The 18,171-nt window shown below is 64.2% G+C and carries 14 protein-coding genes and 1 pseudogene; 3 read left to right on the forward strand and 12 right to left on the reverse strand.

The window, feature by feature from the left end; translation table 11 throughout:
* Nucleotides 1-95 precede the first annotated feature (95 nt).
* A pseudogene (locus tag E8E78_RS06080) lies at nt 96-332 on the forward strand (RHS repeat-associated core domain-containing protein); the annotation flags it as partial.
* Nucleotides 333-848: 516 nt separating this feature from the next.
* Here E8E78_RS06080 and E8E78_RS06085 read toward each other — a convergent pair.
* Genes E8E78_RS06085 through E8E78_RS06110 form a run of 6 tightly spaced genes read right to left on the reverse strand, consistent with a single transcriptional unit; the run spans nt 849 to nt 7,663 of the window.
* Complete coding sequence (locus E8E78_RS06085; RefSeq protein WP_016500835.1) at nt 849-2,483, reverse strand: BatD family protein; 1,635 nt, start codon at nt 2,481-2,483, stop codon at nt 849-851.
* Nucleotides 2,480-4,198, reverse strand: a complete 1,719-nt coding sequence (locus tag E8E78_RS06090; protein ID WP_016500834.1) for a tetratricopeptide repeat protein — start codon at nt 4,196-4,198, stop codon at nt 2,480-2,482. Before E8E78_RS06090 ends, E8E78_RS06085 begins: the two co-directional genes overlap by 4 nt.
* Nucleotides 4,195-5,271 carry a VWA domain-containing protein gene (locus E8E78_RS06095; RefSeq protein ID WP_049276317.1) on the reverse strand — a complete coding sequence of 359 codons (1,077 nt, stop codon included), beginning with the start codon at nt 5,269-5,271 and terminating at the stop codon, nt 4,195-4,197. Before E8E78_RS06095 ends, E8E78_RS06090 begins: the two co-directional genes overlap by 4 nt.
* A complete protein-coding gene (locus E8E78_RS06100) occupies nt 5,264-5,758 on the reverse strand; it encodes a DUF4381 domain-containing protein (RefSeq protein ID WP_016500832.1) in 495 nt (164 codons plus the stop codon). Before E8E78_RS06100 ends, E8E78_RS06095 begins: the two co-directional genes overlap by 8 nt.
* The gene (locus E8E78_RS06105) at nt 5,755-6,699 is read right to left on the reverse strand and encodes a DUF58 domain-containing protein (RefSeq protein WP_280312903.1); all 945 of its coding nucleotides are present in this window, start codon (nt 6,697-6,699) and stop codon (nt 5,755-5,757) included. The genes E8E78_RS06100 and E8E78_RS06105 overlap by 4 nt, the downstream gene beginning before the upstream one ends.
* A gap of 4 nt (nt 6,700-6,703) precedes the next feature.
* Nucleotides 6,704-7,663, reverse strand: a complete 960-nt coding sequence (locus tag E8E78_RS06110; protein WP_016500830.1) for a MoxR family ATPase — start codon at nt 7,661-7,663, stop codon at nt 6,704-6,706.
* A 231-nt stretch (nt 7,664-7,894) separates the two neighbouring features.
* On the opposite strand from E8E78_RS06110, the gene E8E78_RS06115 reads away from it, so the two are divergent.
* Nucleotides 7,895-9,163 (forward strand): DUF2235 domain-containing protein, encoded by a 1,269-nt coding sequence (locus E8E78_RS06115; RefSeq protein ID WP_280312902.1) that lies wholly within the window; start codon nt 7,895-7,897, stop codon nt 9,161-9,163.
* Nucleotides 9,164-9,277: 114 nt separating this feature from the next.
* Here the strand turns inward: E8E78_RS06115 and E8E78_RS06120 are convergent, their stop codons facing one another.
* From E8E78_RS06120 to E8E78_RS06140, 5 genes are all read right to left on the reverse strand, one after another.
* On the reverse strand, nt 9,278-10,480 hold the full coding sequence (locus tag E8E78_RS06120; RefSeq protein ID WP_061203752.1) for an MFS transporter: 1,203 nt from the start codon (nt 10,478-10,480) through the stop codon (nt 9,278-9,280).
* 59 nt (nt 10,481-10,539) lie between these two features.
* Nucleotides 10,540-11,754 carry a benzoate/H(+) symporter BenE family transporter gene (locus E8E78_RS06125; RefSeq protein WP_049276314.1) on the reverse strand — a complete coding sequence of 405 codons (1,215 nt, stop codon included), beginning with the start codon at nt 11,752-11,754 and terminating at the stop codon, nt 10,540-10,542.
* Between the two features lie 100 nt (nt 11,755-11,854).
* Nucleotides 11,855-12,742 carry a dihydrodipicolinate synthase family protein gene (locus tag E8E78_RS06130; RefSeq protein WP_049276313.1) on the reverse strand — a complete coding sequence of 296 codons (888 nt, stop codon included), beginning with the start codon at nt 12,740-12,742 and terminating at the stop codon, nt 11,855-11,857.
* Between the two features lie 44 nt (nt 12,743-12,786).
* Nucleotides 12,787-13,569, reverse strand: coding sequence for an aldolase (locus E8E78_RS06135; RefSeq protein ID WP_012271240.1), 783 nt, complete (start codon nt 13,567-13,569; stop codon nt 12,787-12,789).
* A gap of 817 nt (nt 13,570-14,386) precedes the next feature.
* Nucleotides 14,387-16,531: an HAD family hydrolase gene (locus tag E8E78_RS06140; RefSeq protein WP_059395441.1), complete on the reverse strand. Its 2,145-nt coding sequence runs from the start codon at nt 16,529-16,531 to the stop codon at nt 14,387-14,389.
* 385 nt (nt 16,532-16,916) lie between these two features.
* Here E8E78_RS06140 and E8E78_RS06145 point away from each other — a divergent pair, with 385 nt between their 5' ends.
* Nucleotides 16,917-17,213 carry a DUF3144 domain-containing protein gene (locus tag E8E78_RS06145; RefSeq protein WP_016500823.1) on the forward strand — a complete coding sequence of 99 codons (297 nt, stop codon included), beginning with the start codon at nt 16,917-16,919 and terminating at the stop codon, nt 17,211-17,213.
* A gap of 25 nt (nt 17,214-17,238) precedes the next feature.
* Here E8E78_RS06145 and E8E78_RS06150 read toward each other — a convergent pair whose 3' ends face one another.
* Nucleotides 17,239-18,132 carry a LysR family transcriptional regulator gene (locus E8E78_RS06150; protein WP_016500822.1) on the reverse strand — a complete coding sequence of 298 codons (894 nt, stop codon included), beginning with the start codon at nt 18,130-18,132 and terminating at the stop codon, nt 17,239-17,241.
* Between the last annotated feature and the right edge of the window lie 39 nt (nt 18,133-18,171).

Genomic DNA, 18,171 nt, shown 5'->3' on the forward strand with positions numbered 1-18,171 from the left:
GCCGTGCCGTTGTTTATGGCTGAAAAATTGTGCTTGGGCAGACTACAACGGGCCCACTTGCATGAGGCTAGGCGATGGCAACCTTGACGCAGGTCTATACGGCATACGGGTACTCCGAACGGCGATCGAACGCCACAGTGCTCGGCTTCAATGGTGAGCGGCTGGCCGTCGTGTTGGCGAGTTACCTGCTGGGCAATGGGTATCGAGCGTTTAGCCCGGTTCTGATGCGCTTCCACTCACCGGATAGCCTCAGCCCATTTGGTGAGGGGGGACTGAACAGTTATGCCTATTGCTCGAATGAGCCTGTGAACCGGCGGGATCCCACCGGGCATGGATTTGAACGCAACGTTGTTACACGCCGGCCTGTCCGGATCAAGCCTGTTCCCGCAGAAAAAATGCAGGCGCTGCCTACGGAGCGGCTGGTTCAGAAGTACAACACGCTCGGCTCGCAAATGATCGAAAGCAAACTTTCAAATGCCAGGACAACGCACAGGCAGTTCCACGACCAGCAAATGCTGCTGATCAATGAGTTGGCATCCAGGCAGGTCAAGAAAGGTCCTTCGCCGCAAACGATTGAATCACAAAGCAAGGTGTCGACTGCAACGCCAATGATCGACGCACTGTTGAACTCGAATGATCCGTTGCCCCCCAGGTTTGGCCCTGCCGAGTCGATCGCAGAACCACCCTTGCAGACAGCTGCGTGGCTGCGCGGCGATGAATGGTTTTAAACTCACCGTACAGGTCTTCGCGGTTTATTGTTGGAGCGGCTGTCGTGCGCAAGCTCTAAAAGCTTGCGTGGTCAGTGTGGGAGCGGGTTTACCCGCGAAGAGGCCGGCCCAGGCAGCAGACTACTTGGGATACAGCGGCGGCAAGCTGCCGCTGTCACTCGTCGGCAGCAACACCTGCTCAGCCGGCGGAATGGTGCCAATCGCCCGCCACAAATCCTCACCCTGCCAATACTGCCCTGTTTCGCTGTACAGCGCCCCGTTCAGCCCATCCAGCGCATCCGACAACGGCACGAAACGCGCGGCCATCTCGGCCAGGGTTTCCGGCTGTTGCCGGGCCCACGCATCCAGCGCCTGGCGTGTGGCCTGTGGGTCGTTGGCCTGGCACGCACGCTTGAGGTCGTCCAGCAATGTGCGCGGGCTTGGCCCGTTTTGCGCCGCGCGCAGCACCGCTGGCCGCGAGCGGGCACGCCACCACAGGGCGAAGCCCAGCACGGTGGTCAGGGCGAACAGCAGTGTGGCCAGTTGCCAAGGCCACAGCAGGGTGCTGGCGCTGCTGTTGTCGCCCACCGGGGTGTCTGCGCTCAGCGCCGGGTTGTCTTGCACGTTCAATGTGCGCGCTGGCAGGCTGCTGTGTTCCAGATGGTCTTCGCGGGTGTTCCACCAGGCCACTTCCAGTGCCGGCAAGGTCAGCGCACCTGCGTGGGTCGGCACCAGGGCTTCGCGCTCTTCGCGGTTGGCGGTCATGCCGCGCTCGCTGATTTCGTTGCGCAGCAGCGGCTGGTCGGGGTAGCGGCGCAGGCCGATGATTTCTGTGGCGGGCAGCGGCGGCAGTTGGGTGCTGGACAAGCCCTCGGCACGCAAGGTGATGTTGCGCGTCAGCGAGTCGCCAATCTGCACTTGCTGGCTGCCCGGGTCGGGGTTCCAGTGCTCTTCCAGGGTCAGGCTGCGTGCTGGCAGCCACGGTACGCCAGCGGGCCAGGCCGCGGGAATCGGCCGCACGTTCAGGCGCAAGGGCAGCGAACTGACCTGCACCTGGCGGCCGGCGCGGGCCGTGCCATTGGCCTGTGAGGCTTCGTCGTTGCTGGCGGCAGCAGTGGCGGTAAAGGTCAGCGGTGGAATGTCGAGGCTGCCACTTTGCTGGGCGTATACCGCATAGCGGGTTTCGATCACGCCATGACGCACGCCGTTGATTTCCTTTTCATACGTGCGCGATTCGCCCAGTGGTTCGACCTTGGCGTTCTCCAGTTGCAGGGGGCTGAGGTTGCTGTCGTCGTACAGCGCCACCGAATGGTAGATGCGCAGGGTCAGCACGGCCTGGGCCTGGACGTAGACGTCGCTGCTGTCCAGGGTCGCTTCGATGAACACTTGCGAGGCGCTGTCCTGGCGATTGGCATCGGCCTGCAGCACTTGCAGTTCGATGGCCTGGCTGTGCGACTGGCCCAGCTGCAGTTCGGGAATACGCAGGCTGCCGCTGCGCCGTGGCAGCAGGGTGATGATCCAGCGGGTGCTTGCGCGGGTTTCGCCGTCGAGGGTGTGCAGGCTGTTCAGCTGGCGCGTGCCACGCACTTCAAAGTCGCCTTCCAGGGCTTGCAGGTCGGGCTTGCCGAACTGGGTGACGTCCTGGCTTTCCAGGGTCAGCTCCAGGCTCTCGCCAGCTTCCAGGCGGGTGCGGTCAACGCTGGCTTGCAGCAGCGGCTCGGCCTGGGCCAGCACGGCCCATAGCAGGGTGAGCAGAAAGACGCCGAAGCGACTCATCGTGGGGTTTCCTGATGCAATTGCTGTTCATACCAGAATTTGCGCCGCAGCAGCTCCGCCGGGTTATCGGGGATCTCCCGCAGCCATTGTTCCAGGGCCTGGCGCTGTTCGGTGTCGAGGTTGGTCGACACCGGGCGCTGTGGCGGCTGGATGACGTCGTCGTCAGCACCCGCCTGGTTGCCGGGCGCGGCCTGGCTGTTATTGCTGCTTTCACCGGGCTGTTCGGCGTTGGCTTGTTCGTCGCTGCCGGGCGTGCCCTGGGCGGGGCTGCTGGCCGAGCTGCTGTTGCCCTCGGTTTCGCTGCCGGGGGTACCTTGGGCATCGCTGTTGGCCGGCTGCTCTTCGGCCTTGGCCTCGCGCTGTTGCAGCATTTGTTGCACCAGCGCCTGGTTGTCCAGCGCGGGTTGCAGGTCTGGCTGGCGCTCCAGGGCTTGCTCGTAGGCGTCCAGGGCGGCTTCCAGTTCACCGCTGCGGGCAAGGGCATTGCCTCGATTGTAGTGGGCGGCGGCGGTATCCCCTTGGGAAAACGCCTCGGCGGCACCGGCATAGTCGCCGGCTTGGTACAGGGCCATGCCGCGCCACTGCGGGTCCTGGAAGTGGCGTGCGGCGCTGGCCGGGCGGTTTTGCTCCAGCAGGCGCTGGCCTTGCTGGTCGGGGCGCAGCCACAGGTCGTTGAACTCGAACGCCTGGCTGGGCTGTGGCAGGACCAGCAGCAGTGGCAGGCAGAACAGCCAGCCGCGTCGGCCGGCACAGGCAGCCAGCAACAGCAACGGGATCAGCAGCCAGTAACCCTGGTCGGCCCAGCTGTCCAGTTGCAGGGTCTGGCCGTCATTGCGCGCGGTGCGGGGGTTGTCGAACAGGCCCAGGCCGCGCAGGTCGAGGTCGTCGATGCGGGCATGCCGGTAGCGCCCGCCAGTGCCGCTGATGAAGCCCTTGAGGCTGGCGCTGTCCAGCCGAGGCAGCAAGATTCCGCCCTGGTCGTCCTTGAGGTATTCGCCGCTGGCCTGGCGCACCGGGGCGCCTTCGCGGCTGCCGATACCCAGCATCAGCAGGCTCGGGCCCTGGCGGCCGAGTGCCTGGCTGATGCCTTGGCGTTCCGGGGCGCTCAGCGACGAGCCGATCAGCAGCAAGCGGCCTTGGCCCAGGCCACTCTGGGCCAGCAGGGCCAGGCCCTTTTGCACGGCCAGGTCGGCGCGCTGGCCGGGTTTTGGCATGATCGACGGGTCGATGGACTCCAGCAGGTTGCGGGTGGTGGCCAGGTCATCGGACAGCGGCACCAGGGTGTGCGCCGAGCCGGCGTACACCACCAGCGCGGTCTGGCTGTCGCGGCGGTGTTCGAGCAGGTCGAGGACCTTGCGCCGGGCCTGTTCCAGGCGGTTGGGCGGGCTGTCTTCAGCGAGCATCTGTGGGGTCAGCTCCAGCAAGATCACCAGCGGGTCGGCCGGGCGTTGGCGGCTTTCTTCCACGCGTTGCCAGCTGGGCCCGAGCAGGGCCAGGACCACCAGCGCCCAGGCCAGGCCCAGTGCTATCCACGGCAGCTTGCTGGTGCTGCCGCTGCCACCGCCCAGCAATACGCCATGGAAGGCGGGCGGCAAGATCATCTGCCAGCGCCCGGCGCGCTTGCGCCTGTGCCACAGCTTGTACAGCAGCCAGCCGAGCAGGGGCACGGCCAGCAACCACAGCGGGCGCAGCCATTGGGGCCACAGATCGATCATCGCCGCCTCCTCAGGCGCAGGCGCTTCAGGCGCTGGCGCCATTCCGGGTGCGGCTGCAGGAACCGCGGCTTGCGCAGCAGCCGTTGCAGCAGGTTGTCGGGCCATTGCACGGCCACCACCAGCAGCACGCTGAGCAGCAGGGCCAGGGCCAGGGGCCAGGAGTAGAGGGCCTGGGCCGTGCGTGCCTGGGTCGGTTGCTGGGCTACCGGCTCCAACTGATCAAGGGCGTCGCCGATGGCGTCCAGCTCGGCGCCGTCATGGGCACGGAAATAGGCACCGTGGGTGATGTCGGCGATTTCCTTGAGTGAGGCTTCATCCAGGTCCAGGCTCGGGTTGAGGCCAAGCAGGCCAGGTGTGCCACTGGCGTCGGGGTTGGCGCCGATGCCGATGGTGTAGATGCGTACCCCTTCCTGGGCGGCCAGACGAGCAGCGGTCAGCGGGTGGATTTGCCCACCGTTGTTGGCGCCGTCGGTGATCAGCACCAGCACCCGGCTTTGGGCCGGCCGTTGGCGCAGGCGCTTGACCGCCAGGCCAATGGCGTCGCCGATGGCAGTATTCTTGCCTGCGATGCCGATCTGCGCTTCGTCAAGGAAGGTGCGCACGGTGCGCCGGTCGAAGGTGAGTGGTGCCTGCAGGTACGCCTGGCTGCCGAACAGGATCAGGCCCACGCGGTCGCCTTCACGGTCTTGCAGAAAGTCGCCCATCAGTGCCTTGACCAGATCGAGGCGGCTGATGTCTTCGTTTTGCCACTGCATGTCGGGGAAGTCCATCGACCCGGACACGTCCACCGCCACCAGCAGGTCGCGGCCACTGGCAGCCACCGGTACCGGTTCGCCCAGCCACTGCGGGCGGGCGGCGGCGCATAGCAGCAACAGCCAGATGACCACGAAAGGCGCCTGCTGGCGCCAGGTGGGCAGGTTGAGGCGTGCGCGGCGCCCGGCCAGGCTTTCCAGTTCGTTGAGGAAGCCGACCTTGAGCACCGGCTCGCCGCTGTCGGCGGCTGGCAACAGCAGGCGCGCCAGCCAAGGCAGCGGCAACAGGGCGAAGACCCACGGCCAGGCCAGTTCAAACATGCTTGCGGATCCAGGTTTCGACGGCCTGGCTGAGCCCGACAATGGCCTTGTCGTCGAGCTTGCACTCGGGCTTGTAGGCGCCCTCGACCAGCACCATCCAGCGGGTCAGGCCGGCGGCCGGGCAGCGGTTGTCGAGAAATGCCAGCCATTGGCGGCCGTTGAGGGTGTGGCTGTTGGCACCCGGATAATGGCTGCGGCACAGGCGCTTGAGCAGGGCATTGATCTGTTGCAGCCAGGCGCCGGCCGGGGCGCCGTCGTACGGGCGCGGCAGGCGTGCCAGCTCGGCCAGGGCTTCCACACGCACCGGGTCCAGGGGTTGTTCGGCCCGCACGATGCGGCGTTTGCCCGGGCGCCAGCGGCGCAGCCGCCACAGCCCCCAACCGAGCAATGGCAGCACGGCCAGCAGCAGCCACCAGCCGGGTGCCGGCGGCCATAGGCCGACAGGCGTCGGGTCGATCAGCGGGTGCAACTGGTCGAGCGGGTTCATGACGCGCTCCTTGGCCGCTGGGCGTTCAGGTATTCGCGCAACTGCTCGATCATGTCGCTTTGGGTGCTAAGTGGCATCAGCACCACGCGCAGTTTCTGGGCCATCAGCTCCCAGCGCTCGATGCGTGCCTCGGCCTGCTTGCGATAAGCCTGGCGCAGGTTGGCGTCCAGGGTGTCGAGCTCCAGCTGCGCACCGCGCTGGGCGAAACGTAACAGGCCGGCGGCGGGCAGGGCGTGGTCGAGCGGGTCGGATACGGGCAATAGCAGTAGGTCGCAGTGACGCGAGAGCATCGCCAGGTGCTGTTCGCACTGTGCGCTCAACGAACGCTCGTCACAGATGACAATGGCCAGGCTGCCCGGGCGCAGTACTTCGCGGGCCCGGCGCAAGGCCAGGCCAAGGCTGTCGGCCTGTGGCACGGCTTCGGTGTGCAGCGACTGGTTGACCTTGGCCAGGCGGTTGAGCAGTTGCAGCAGGCTCTGCTTGCTGCGCCGAGGCTTGATTTCGTGGGGGTCGTTGTCGCCGAATACCAGCCCGCCGATGCGGTCGTTGTGCCCCAGTGCGGCCCAGCCGAACAGGGCCGCGGCCTGGGCCGCCAGTACCGACTTGAACAACAGGCCCGAACCGAAGAACAGCCGCTGGCTTTGCTCGACAAGGATGAAGATCGGCCGCTCGCGCTCTTCGTGGAACAGCTTGGTGTGCGGTTCCTGGGTGCGTGCAGTGACCCGCCAGTCGATGTTGCGCACATCGTCGCCGGCCTGATACACGCGCACCTGGTCGAAGTCCACTCCGCGTCCACGCAGCTTGGAGTGGTGCAGGCCCACCAGCGGGCTGCGTTGGCCAGGCTTGGAAAACAGCTGGATTTCGCGCACGCGGTGGCGCATGTCGATCAGTTCGGGAAGGCCTATGCGGATGCCGGGTTCGGCCAGCTGCGCGGTGGGCATGGGCTCAGGCAACGGCGACGACGTCGAGGATGCGCTGGACCACGCGGTCCTGGTCAATCCCCGCCGCCTCGGCCTCGAACGAGAGGATGATGCGGTGGCGCAGCACGTCGAACAGCACGGCCTGGATGTCTTCCGGGCTGACGAAGTCGCGCCCGGCCAGCCAGGCGTGGGCACGCGCACAGCGGTCCAGCGAGATGGAACCGCGTGGGCTGGCGCCGTAGGCGATCCAGTCGGCCAGCTCGGTGTCGAACTTGGCCGGGGTGCGGGTGGCCATCACCAGTTGCACCAGGTATTCCTCCACCGCGTCGGCCATGTACAGGCCGAGGATTTCCTTGCGTGCGGCAAAGATGGCCTGCTGGCTGACCCGGCGCTCGGGCTTGGTTTCGCCGCCCAGCGCTTCGCCACGGGCCTGCGCCAGGATACGCCGCTCCACGGCTGCGTCGGGGAAGCCGATTTTTACGTGCATCAGGAAGCGGTCGAGCTGGGCTTCGGGCAGGGGGTAGGTGCCTTCCTGCTCGATCGGGTTCTGCGTGGCCATGACCAGGAACAGCGGCGACAGGTCGTAGGTGCTGCGGCCCACGCTGACCTGGCGTTCGGCCATGGCTTCGAGCAGTGCCGACTGCACCTTGGCCGGGGCGCGGTTGATTTCGTCGGCCAGTACCAGGTTATGGAATATCGGCCCCTGCTGGAACACGAAGCTGCCGGTTTCCGGGCGGTAGATTTCCGTGCCGGTGATGTCGGCCGGGAGCAGGTCGGGGGTGAACTGGATGCGATGGAACTGCGCTTCTATGCCTTCGGCGAGTTCTTTGATGGCCTTGGTCTTGGCTAGGCCCGGAGCACCTTCGACCAGCATGTGGCCGTCGGCCAGCAGCACGATCAACAGCCGTTCGACCAGTTTCTCCTGGCCTAGGATCTGGGAAGAAAGAAAGGTGCGCAGCGCGGTCAGCGCTTCACGGTGTTCCATCGGCGACGGTTCCTGGTATGGGGCCGCAGGCGAGGCTGGAGGCAGCTGCCCTGGCAAGGGGTGATACTTTAATCCATCCGGGGGGGTGGCGACCAATGGCGGCTTGGAAATTTATCCAGCCCTGGGCTATGCAAGTACAGAATTGTCCTGCAAATGGCTGGCCATAGGCTGATGTTCAGCGTCGGCGCCCTGGCGCCTGCTTGTGTTTTTGACGCAAGCAGGCGCACAACGATGATCTTGAGATTTGGCGTGTTTTTCGATGGCACCGGTAATAACCAGCACAATGTGATGCCCACAGAGTCGAACGGCGGCAAGGGCGCCAGTTATACCAACGCCTTGAGCAATGTGGCCCTGTTGCACGCGCTTTATCCGGCAGAGGGGGCGAGCGGCGACGGCGCAATGGCGTTTCTAAGCCGTTATGTCCAGGGGGTGGGCACCCTGGAGGGCGCTGAGGATCATGCGTATGCCTCGGCCACCGGACGCGGGCGCACCGGCGTCGAAGCGCGAGTCACCGAGGCATTGGAGGGTATCGCCGGCCAGCTGCGGGATTGGGCGCACGCCCATCCGCTCGCAAGACTCGAGGGGGTCGAGTTCGACCTGTTCGGCTTCAGCCGCGGTGCCGCGGCGGTGCGTCACTTGGCAAATCTGCTGCACGCTGACGGGGGCCGGGTGCTGGCCGTCACTTGCGGCATCACGATCAATTTCATAGGCCTGTTCGACACCGTGGCGGCGATCGTTGCGCCGTTGCAGGGCGATTTCGACCCTGCCGACGACCGCCATGGCGGCTTGCGCCTGAGCCTGGGTGAGGGTATTGCCCGGCACGTGGTGCAATTGGTGGCCGGGGATGAGCAGCGGCACAACTTCCCATTGGTGAGCAGTGGTCACGACATCGTGTTGCCGGGTGTGCATTCGAATATTGGTGGTGGTTACCCGAACAGTACGCAAGAGCAGGTACTGCTGTGCAAACCGCAGTCACAGCGTGTGCCGCTACGCATCCGCGCTGAACAGACCCGCGTGTACAGCACAGTCAGCGCCTTGGTGGCGTCGGCGTTTGGCGGCCTTGGCGCGCGGGTGATTACCTGGGAAGAAGCGATTGCCGGTGGGCGGCCTGATGAGGCGCAAAAGCAGGTGTATGCAGCGGTGTACCGGGAGCGGGAGGTGGCGGGCCAGCTTTCACGGGTTTACCTGAGTGTCATGCGCGCGCTGGCGGTGCGTGCGGGGGTGCCGTTAGGGCCGTTGGGCGGGCAGGCTGAGCATGGGTTGCCGTTTGAATTGCTGGAGATCAGCCGCAAGTTGCATGCGTTTGCCCTGGGTGAATGTGAGCAGCCGCGGCTGACCGAGGATGAGCAGCGGTTGTTGCGTGACAGGTATGTGCACGCCTCGGCGAACTGGAATGCGCTGAAGGGGTTGCGTAACAGTGTGCTGGATGTGCTGTTCATCAATCGGCCAGCGGCAGGCGGTCGAGTGGTGCATCCGAACTCGGTAGCTTTATCAACCTGAACCGGCCTCATCGCCGGCAAGCCGGCTCCCACACGGAACGCGCCGCACTCAAGAAGTGTGGACTCCTGTGGGAGCTGGCTTGCCGGCGAAAAGGCTGCAAAGCAGCCCTAGGGTCTAAGCCAGCTGGCGACGCTTACTGGCTAAATACGCCTCCTGCGCCAGGGTCAGCAGCACGGTCAGCAGCATGAACACCACCGAAGCGATGAAGATGCCCTCAGGCAGGCGCTGGTCGAGCATCCAGCCGAACGCAACCGGCCCGATGGCGCCGCCGATATTAAAGCCGGTCGAGACCAGCCCGAAGGTTTTGCCCTCGGCACCACGTGGTGCTGCTGCCTTGACCAGCATGTCCCGCGATGGCGCGATGACCCCGGTCAGCAAGCCGATGGCCCCGAGCACCACCACCAATGCCCAGCCCTGCACCAGCCCCAGCGCCACCAGCGTCGTCAGCGCCGCCGCCAGGGCAAAGGCCATGGCGGCCACCAGGCCATGGCGGCGGGTGCGGTCAGCCAAGGCCCCGCCGCACAAGACGCCCACTGCACTGCACAGCAGAAAGGCCGTGAGCGCCGTATTCGCCCAGGCCAGGGTCAGGCCTTGGCCCTGGACCAGGGCGGCTACGGAGAACTTCTCGATGGCACTGGTACTCAGGTTCAGCAGGATGAACAGCACCGTCAACACGCCGATCATCGGCGTGAGCAAGCGCACGCGGCCCGGCGCAGCGGCAGCCCCAGCGCCACTTGTGCGGCCATGCCTGGGTACCTGATAGACACCGCTGCCTGGCACCGAGATCAGCAGCAGAGCGGCAACACCCATCACTGCACCCGCTGCCAAGGCTGCCTGTGTACCGAACGCGGCGGCAATGCCGAGAAACACCGCTGGCGTTACCGCCGAACCGAGGAAACCGGCGAACGTATGGATCGAAAACGAGCGCCCCAGGCGGCCTTGCTCGATGCCGTTGGCAAGCAACGCGTAATCGGCGGGGTGGTACACGCCATTGGCGAGGCCCGCCATGGCCATCGTTACCAGCAACACCGCATAGCCGGGGCTGACCGCCAGCAGCAGGAAACTGAGGCTGCCCAGCAACAACCCTGCCTTGAGCACCTTGCGCGCACCGTAGTGGTCGACGGCATAGCCCAGCGGTGCCTGCACCAGGGCAGAGACGATGTTGAACACCGCCAGGGCTACGCCAAGCTCGACGAACCCCACGCCCAGCAGGCCAGGGAGTACGGGTAGCAATGCCGGGATCAGCATGATGTGCACATGGCTGACGAAGTGCACGGCAGCAATTTGTGTAAGTAGCTTGGGGCCAGCGTGGGGCATGTCGATACCTGTCGAACGGCGTGGGCACATGGCGCAGGGTAGGGGGGGGTGGCAAGCTTTTACCGGGGTGAGCGGTTGACGCGAGGCAGGCGCCCGTTCAGCACGGCATAGGCCAGCAGGCCAATGACCAGCCCCCAGAAGGCTCCACCAATGCCGAACAGGCTGATGTTGGCCGCCGCCGCCAGGAAGGTGATCAGTGCGGCTTCGCGCGAGCGGGCATCGGCCATTGCACTGGCCAGGCTGCCTCCGATGGTGCCCAGCAGGGCGAGGCCGGCCAGGGTGGTGATGAAGGTACCCGGCAGGGCCATGAATACACTCGCCAAGGTGACCCCGAACACCCCCACGAGGATGTAGCAGGCACCGGCAGCAATCCCCGCCACCCAGCGCTTGCCCGGGTCCTCATGGGCTTCCTTGCCGGTGCAGATGGCCGCGGTGATGGCGGCGATGTTGAAGGCGTGTGAACCGAATGGCGCCATCAGCAACGAGCCCAGGCCGGTGACCGCGACAATCGGGTTGGCGCTGGTCTTGAAACCGTCGTTGCGCAGCACCAGCATGCCGGGCATGTACTGGCCGGTGAGGGTGATCAGGAACAATGGCAGGGCCACGCTGAGGGCAGCGTTGAGGGAGAAGGTAGGCGCCGTGAACACCGGTGCGGCGAACTCCAGGCGCAGCGTCGCCAGGCCTGCTTGCCCCTGCAGCAGCAGGTAGCCCAGCCCCAGTATCAGAATGCCCACCACGGCGTAGCGGGTGGTGAAGCGTTTGAAGGCCACGTAGGCCACGATCAGCAGCCCTGCCAGGGCCGGGTCGACCGACAGGCCGGCAAAGGCGCCGATGCCGAACTGCAGCAGGATACCCGCCAGCAGTCCTGCCGCAACGCCTCCGGGGATGACCCGCACCAGACGCTCGAAGCACCCGGTCAGCCCTAGCACCACGAAGCCGGCGGCCGACAACAAGTAGGCACCGATGGCTTCGCTGTAAGGCACGGTGGCCAGGGCCGTGACCAAAAATGCGGCTGCCGGCGTGGACCAGGCGGTGATCACCGGCTCGCGGCTGTACCAGGACAGCACCAGGCCGCTGAGGCCGACACCGATCGACACGGCCCAGACCCAGGATGAAGTCAGTTCCGGGCTCAGCCCGGCAACCTTGGCGGCCTGGAACACCAGGATGAAGGTGCCGCCATAGTTGACGATGACTGAAACGAGCCCCGCCACCACGGGGTGGAGGATGTCTGTCAGCCGCAATGGCGTTGAAGGTGTGTGTGCAGGCGCGTCCATGGTTGCCTCTGGTCAAAAGTCAGGTACAGGCACAGCACCAGGCTGTTCCTGCAAAAAAAACGCTGCCCGGCAGCGTTATGCCGCCGGGCGGGTTTCACGGTTAATTGGCCAGTTCGGCCAGCAGGCCTTTCAGGTAAGTGCTGCCCTGGGCATCCAGCGGCTGCAGGGGCAGGCGTGGGGCGCCGACATCCTGGCCGAGCATTTTCAGGCCGGCCTTGATGGTGGTGGGCAGGCCGCGACGGGTGATGTACTCCAGCAGCTCGTACTGGCGGTAGAACAGCGCGCGGGCTTTGCCTAGGTCGCCTTGCTGCACGGCATCCCACAGCGCCAGGTTCAGTGCCGGGATCAGGTTGGGTGCGGCGGTGCACCAGCCTGTGGCGCCGGCCACCAGCGCTTCCAGGGTCAGCGGGTTGCAGCCGTTGTAGAACGCCACCTGGCCATCGGTGGCCTTGTACAGGCGGTGCATGCGCTGAATGTCACCCGTGCTTTCTTTGACCATGGTCACATTGGGCACCTCGCCGAGGATGCGCAGGATCAGTTCAACCGACAGGTCAGTGCCGCTGGTGCCTGGGTTGTTGTAGAGCATGATCGGGATGTCGATGGCCGCGCCGACAGCCTTGTAGTGGGCGATCACTTCGGCTTCGGTAAGCTTCCAGTAGGAAATGGGCAGCACCATCACTGCCGTGGCGCCGCAGGCCTGCGCCAGGCGCGCGCGCTGCACGGTACGGGCGGTGGTCAGGTCGGAAACGCTGACCACGCTGGGCACGCGGCCGGCAATGCGTGCCTGGCTGAAGCGCACCACGGTTTCCCATTCGCTGTCGGACAGGTAGGCCCCTTCGCCGGTGCTGCCCAGCGGTGCGATGGCGTGCACGCCGTCTGCGATCAGGCTGTCGATGGATGTACCCAGGGCATCCAGGTCGAGCGTGCCGTCAGCCGTGAAGGGAGTGATGGTGTAACCGATAACGCCGCGAATTACAGGTGTAGACATGACCAGGCACCTCTGCCGTTGTTGAGGAAAGAGTACAGCTTCGATCAGCCCAGGCAGTCGCCGTGGGCACGCAAGGCCCGGCGTGCGTAGTAGCTGAACGCGGCGCCGTGACGTTTGGGGGTGGAGATCCAGTCGTGGGCTTCTTTGCCCAGTGCTTCGGGGATGGGGCGGATGTCACCGGCGCCCATGGCCAGCAATTGCATCTTTGCTGCGCGCTCGAACAGCAGGGCAAGTACGCAGGCTTCTTCGATCGAGCCACCGGCAATCAACAGGCCGTGGTGCGAAAGCAGGATCGCACGCTTGTCACCGATCGCCTTCGCGATGATTTCACCTTCCTCGTTGCCCACCGGCACCCCTGGCCATTCCTTGAGGAATGCGCAATCGTCAAATAGCGGGCACAGGTCCATGTGCGAGATGGCCAGCGGCACCTCCAGCATCGACAGGGCAGCGCTGTGCAGCGGGTGGGTGTGGATGATGCAGTTGACGTCGGGGCGGGCCCGGTACAGCCAGCTGTGGAAACGGTTGGCCGGGTTGGCCATGCCGCGGCCTTGCAGCACGGTGAGGTCTTCGTCCACCACCAGCAGGTTGGAGGCGGCGATTTCATCGAAGCCCAGGCCCAGTTGCTGGGTGTAGTAGGTGCCAGGCTCCTGCGCACGTGCGGTGATCTGCCCGGCAAGGCCAGAGTCGTGGCCGCCGTCGAACAGGATGCGGCAGGTAAGGGCAAGTTTTTGCCGGGCCGTGTAGGTGTTGTCGGCCAGGGCCGTCAGCATCTGCTGCTGGGCGAGTTTGACCAACTGGTCCTTGGGGGTATGCATGGTGGTCGTCATGGGTGGTACCTGCGTGGAAAAGGGCGGGTACTGGCTGATCGTCGTAGTGGCGCTGCCAGGACACATGGCGATCTTAATGACACATTGTGTCATTTACAAGCGTTGTGTCATTCCCAGGGTGAAGGCCCGCAGGCATGCGTGGTACGTTCCGATAGCAAATCCTTCGAGGGGAGTCGCGCAGGCTTCAGGCAGTACCTGTGGGGACAACTGTCTTGCCCAGCAGTTGAAATCGGCGCGATCACTGTGGGAGCGGGGTTGCCCCGCGAACACCGGCGGAGCCGGTGCCATTCACCGTGTTGGATTCTTCGGGGGTAAACCCGCTCCCACAGGTAGTCGCGCAGGCCTCAGGCATATGCAATACCTGTGGACGCTATGTCTTGCACAACACCTGAAAGCTGGCGCGATCACTGTGGGAGCGGCTTGAGCCGCGAACACCGGCGGAGCCGGTGCCATCCACCGCACTGGATTCTTCGCGGGCATGCCCGCTCCCACAGGTAATCGCGCAGGCTTCAGGCATATGCAGTACCCCTGGAGGCAGCTGTCTTGCACAACACCTGAAGGCTGGCGCGATCACTGTGGGAGCGGCTTTAGCCGCGAACACCGGCGGAGCCGGTGCCATTCACCGTGTTGGATTCTTCGCGGGTAAACCCGCTCCCACAGGTAACCGCTCAGGCTTCAGGCGTATGCAGTACCTGTGGGCACGACTGTCTTGCACAACACCTGAAAGCCGGCGCGATCACTGTGGGAGCGGCTTTAGCCGCGAACACCGGCGGAGCCGGTGCCATTCACCGCGCTGGCTTCAGGCTAATGCAGTACCTCATGCGCCTATGCAAAGGCCGCCCGGCCTGCTTGCCACATCCCTTGGCGGGTACTGCCGGAAAGCATCTGAAATGGCAGTGATCAGCTGCGTGTCCCTGATCGGGTCCAGCCCCGGAAAACGCTTGCCGTTGCAATCAACTTCATGAGTAAGCACGGCCTCGACACTGGCGTCGTTTTCCCTGTAAACCCGCCTGATGGCCTGTGCTTCCAGCGCCTTGTCGTCTTTGCAGTGCAGGGCATGGTGAATGGCCAGTGCCGCGCCAAACGCCAGCGACGGGGTTTCAATACCATGCTTGCGTGCAAGGTCGATGCTGCTGAGGATGCGTTCGTTGCGCTGAAGCTTGCGCAACGGGTCGCGCCCCACCCGGGCACAAGGGTCTTTGAACGAGGTTGCACAGCGCTCCAGGAAGGTATCGGCAAAACGGCTGACCACTTCTGCCATCTGCGGGTACTCCGCCACCAGTGCGGGCCCGACTTCCTGGCGAATCAGGCGTTCGGCCAGTTCGCTGACACGCGCATCGCCCATACCCTGGCCCACCGAGTCATGGCCCAACAGGCTCGCGTACCAGGCAACGATGGCATGCGGGCCGTTCCACAGGCGGTTCTTGATGACCTGGATCTGGGTGATGTCCGGCACCGTCTTCACCTGGCGCAGGCGTTCGAGTAGCTCGCTGCCGTGCTCTACATACAGCGGCATGTCGGGTTCGCTGTTGAACAGGATCAGGTGCAGCTGGCTCATCGCGCTGCTGGGCTGGGCAAAGGGCCTGAAGCGCCCGATCAGTCGTTCGTATTCAGGCACTGGCGTGGATGCCTTGGTGGCGACTGCCGGCTCGTCTTCCAGGCTGTTCTGGAACATCTGCGACTTGATGCGCAGTTGCCGCACCAGTGCGTCGTTGCTGAGCTTGGAGACGATGCGGCTGACGACTGTTTCGGCGAAATGGGTCTTTTCCAGCACTTGCTCGCTAATTGCCGGCGGGCACAGCAATGCCAGCTCTGCCTGCACATGGCGGCGCACGAACGCGGCGCCGCCCACTTTGTTCAGCACGATCAGCAGCGTCAGCTCACGGCCACGTCGTTCGAAACGTTGCAGCAGCCCTTTGGCAATCACCTTCGCCTGGTTGCGGATGGCCTGCTCGGGCAGGCTCAGGCCGATAATTTCGGCAGTGGTGTACATGCCGATGACTGCGTCGTCATCGTCCATGTCGATCATGCGCACATTGTCGATGGTCTGGTCGAATGATGTAGCACCGTAGCGCACGCTGTAACGGCCGAAGGCATTGACGCTTTCGCGCAGCATGCGCGAGCGGGTCGCGGCGATGATTTCACGAGGCCGGGTGTAGCCATCCCAATGGGAAAACACCTGTGTCAGGTAACCACCGCCGATGGCGCCGAAGCCGTGAATGCCTACGCTGAACTGGTTCAACGAAGCCGGGAACGGCTCGCTCAATGCCGGCATGCCCAAGTCAGGTACGCACTCGCTAAGGTCGGCGAGAAACTCATGCATGCTGCGGTAGGCTTTGAGCGCGCCTGCCTTGATCTCGGCAGCGGGCGGCTTGATGTCTTCGATCAGGATCGCCTGGCCTTCGGCTCGGATGGCCGACAGCATGCCGTTCTCTGAATCCTCGACCATGAAGCACTGATCGGGTTCGCAATTGAGCGCGCGGGCGGCTTTCAGGAAAATCTCGGGGTGGGGTTTGCCCTGGCTGACTTCATCGCCACAGACAGTGATGTCGAAATACTTCAGCACATTGGCATTGATCAGGTATTCCTCGGCAATGGCACGGCGACTGGAGGTGGCCACTGCCATGGTCAAGCCCGACTTGCGCAGGCGTTCCAGTACCTCCAGCAGGCCGGCCTTGATCGGTACGCCGTGATTGCGCACGTACTCCAACTCAAGTTCATCCGCACGTTTGCGGATCTCGGCGTACGGGAAGTCTTCGCCGTTATGCGCCTTGGCCAGGGCTTCTGCCTTGGTCGCGCTCAGGCCCAGCGAGCCGATCAATGTGTCCTCGCTCAGCGCTTTGCCGAAGATTTCCAGCGAGGCTTGCTTCAGTGTCTTGAAGCGCAAGCGTTCGGTGTCGAAGAGGGTGCCATCCATATCGAAGATGGCGCTGAGAATCTGTTTACCTTCAAAGAAAAGCATTGGGTGTTGCCCCTTGTTGTTGCGTCAGACATCCCGCCTGTCGCAGGCGAATACGGTGTGAGAGCTGCAGCGTGGGCAGTCAGGTCGGAGGCACACGGTCGACAGGGGGGCGCTCAGGGGTAACGCAGAAGTAAGGCGGGGCGGAGCGGGGAGTGCAGAGCAGGTTTGCAACCTTTGAGGCGAGGCGGGCGGCTGGTTTGGCCTTGAGGTCACGCCCACTGGCTGCAGTCGGTTTTGCAGGCAGTGGGCGCAAATAGCGATGGATACGTGTGATTCCAAGCATAAGGTGCTTTGCTTCCTTTTCGTCATGGGGGATCCTTTTTCAGCCTTGCACGTATGCGCGCCGCCATGCAAGGCTTGGGCTTCCGTTACAAGGTGAACCGCAATGACCCAAGCTACCGATCAGGCCTTTTATGACCGCGCCGATGCGCACATCGACCTGGCCAACCAGCAGATTGAAAAATTCGAAGACCTGGGCAAGGTGAGTGCCTCGCTGACCTTCGGCGCCACGCGTTTCAGCGCCTGGATGAGCGCCCGCAGCTTCAAGAGCGGCGCGGAACTGGCGGCAGCCCGGGAGGAAATTTTGAAGTACTTCTGCGAGCAGTACCGGATGATGCTCGAAGACAACCTGGATGAGCACATCGAGCATTTTGACCACCTGGTACTCGGCAAGGACGCCTGATCTCGCCTGCCTGCGCAGCGGCGACTCAACGGTTGGGCCACTGCTGCAGCAGGATCGAAACGAACTTCTCCGCCGCAGGCGACAACGACGCGCCGCGCCGGTACACCAGCCCCAGGGTGCGTGTGACTTGCGGCTCGATCAACGGCACGCTGACCAGCGTCGGGTGATCAGCGTTGGGCATGGCCAGGCTGGGCATGGCCGACACGCCCAGCCCGGCCTCGACCATGCCCAGCGATGTCGACAGGTGTTGCACTTCGTAGAACCATTTGGGCCGCAGATTGAGCCCGGACAACGCATGGTCCAGCAGCATGCGGTTGCCGCTCAGGCGGCCGACGCCAATCAGGCGGTAATCCGCCAGCTCTGTCCAGGTAACGGAGGCCCGGTTTGCCAGTGGGTGGTCGCGCCTGCACGCCAGTACAAAGTGCTCTTGCACCAGCGTGACAAACTCGATGTCCGGGTGCTGGCCGCTCATCATGTTGATGCCGAAGTCAGCCTCGCCGCGCAGCACGGCTTCGAGCCCGTCGTTGGCGCTCAGGTCCAGCAGGCGAATACGGATTTTTGGGTACTGCTCGTTGTAATCGCGGATCACCGACGGCAGGAAGTAGAACGCTGCGGTGGGAATGCAGGCGAGGGTAACTTGCCCGGTCTGGCGCTCGGCCAGCTCGCGGATGCTGAGGATGGAGTCTTCGAAATCATCCAGCAGGCGCCTGGCCTTGGGCAGGAAGTCGCGCCCCACGCTGGTCAGGCTGACCCGGCGGGTGGTGCGCTCCAGTAGCGAGGTGCCCAGGCCTTCCTCAAGCTTCTTGATCCGCCGACTCAAGGCCGGCTGGGACAGGTGAAGCGCCTCGGCGGCCTCGTGGAAACTACCGAGTTCGGCGATTTTCACGAAAGATCTGATGTCTTGCAGCTCATATTCCATAAGAAAGCCCGCTACTGTCGCCGTGCATGATTAATGTTT

Origin of the sequence: Pseudomonas sp. BN505 (genome assembly GCF_029873175.1) — a bacterium.
In the GTDB taxonomy this organism is placed as follows: Bacteria; Pseudomonadota; Gammaproteobacteria; order Pseudomonadales; family Pseudomonadaceae; genus Aquipseudomonas; species Aquipseudomonas putida.

Coding starts and splice junctions, on each gene's coding strand:
- E8E78_RS06125 (WP_049276314.1), bottom strand. CDS start 11,754: ATGGACGCGCCTGCACACACACCTTCAACGCCATTGCGGCTGACAGAC.
- E8E78_RS06145 (WP_016500823.1), top strand. CDS start 16,917: ATGACCCAAGCTACCGATCAGGCCTTTTATGACCGCGCCGATGCGCAC.
- E8E78_RS06115 (WP_280312902.1), top strand. CDS start 7,895: ATGATCTTGAGATTTGGCGTGTTTTTCGATGGCACCGGTAATAACCAG.
- E8E78_RS06095 (WP_049276317.1), bottom strand. CDS start 5,271: ATGTTTGAACTGGCCTGGCCGTGGGTCTTCGCCCTGTTGCCGCTGCCT.
- E8E78_RS06090 (WP_016500834.1), bottom strand. CDS start 4,198: ATGATCGATCTGTGGCCCCAATGGCTGCGCCCGCTGTGGTTGCTGGCC.
- E8E78_RS06140 (WP_059395441.1), bottom strand. CDS start 16,531: ATGCTTTTCTTTGAAGGTAAACAGATTCTCAGCGCCATCTTCGATATG.
- E8E78_RS06120 (WP_061203752.1), bottom strand. CDS start 10,480: ATGCCCCACGCTGGCCCCAAGCTACTTACACAAATTGCTGCCGTGCAC.
- E8E78_RS06110 (WP_016500830.1), bottom strand. CDS start 7,663: ATGGAACACCGTGAAGCGCTGACCGCGCTGCGCACCTTTCTTTCTTCC.
- E8E78_RS06105 (WP_280312903.1), bottom strand. CDS start 6,699: ATGCCCACCGCGCAGCTGGCCGAACCCGGCATCCGCATAGGCCTTCCC.
- E8E78_RS06100 (WP_016500832.1), bottom strand. CDS start 5,758: ATGAACCCGCTCGACCAGTTGCACCCGCTGATCGACCCGACGCCTGTC.
- E8E78_RS06130 (WP_049276313.1), bottom strand. CDS start 12,742: ATGTCTACACCTGTAATTCGCGGCGTTATCGGTTACACCATCACTCCC.
- E8E78_RS06135 (WP_012271240.1), bottom strand. CDS start 13,569: ATGACGACCACCATGCATACCCCCAAGGACCAGTTGGTCAAACTCGCC.
- E8E78_RS06085 (WP_016500835.1), bottom strand. CDS start 2,483: ATGAGTCGCTTCGGCGTCTTTCTGCTCACCCTGCTATGGGCCGTGCTG.
- E8E78_RS06150 (WP_016500822.1), bottom strand. CDS start 18,132: ATGGAATATGAGCTGCAAGACATCAGATCTTTCGTGAAAATCGCCGAA.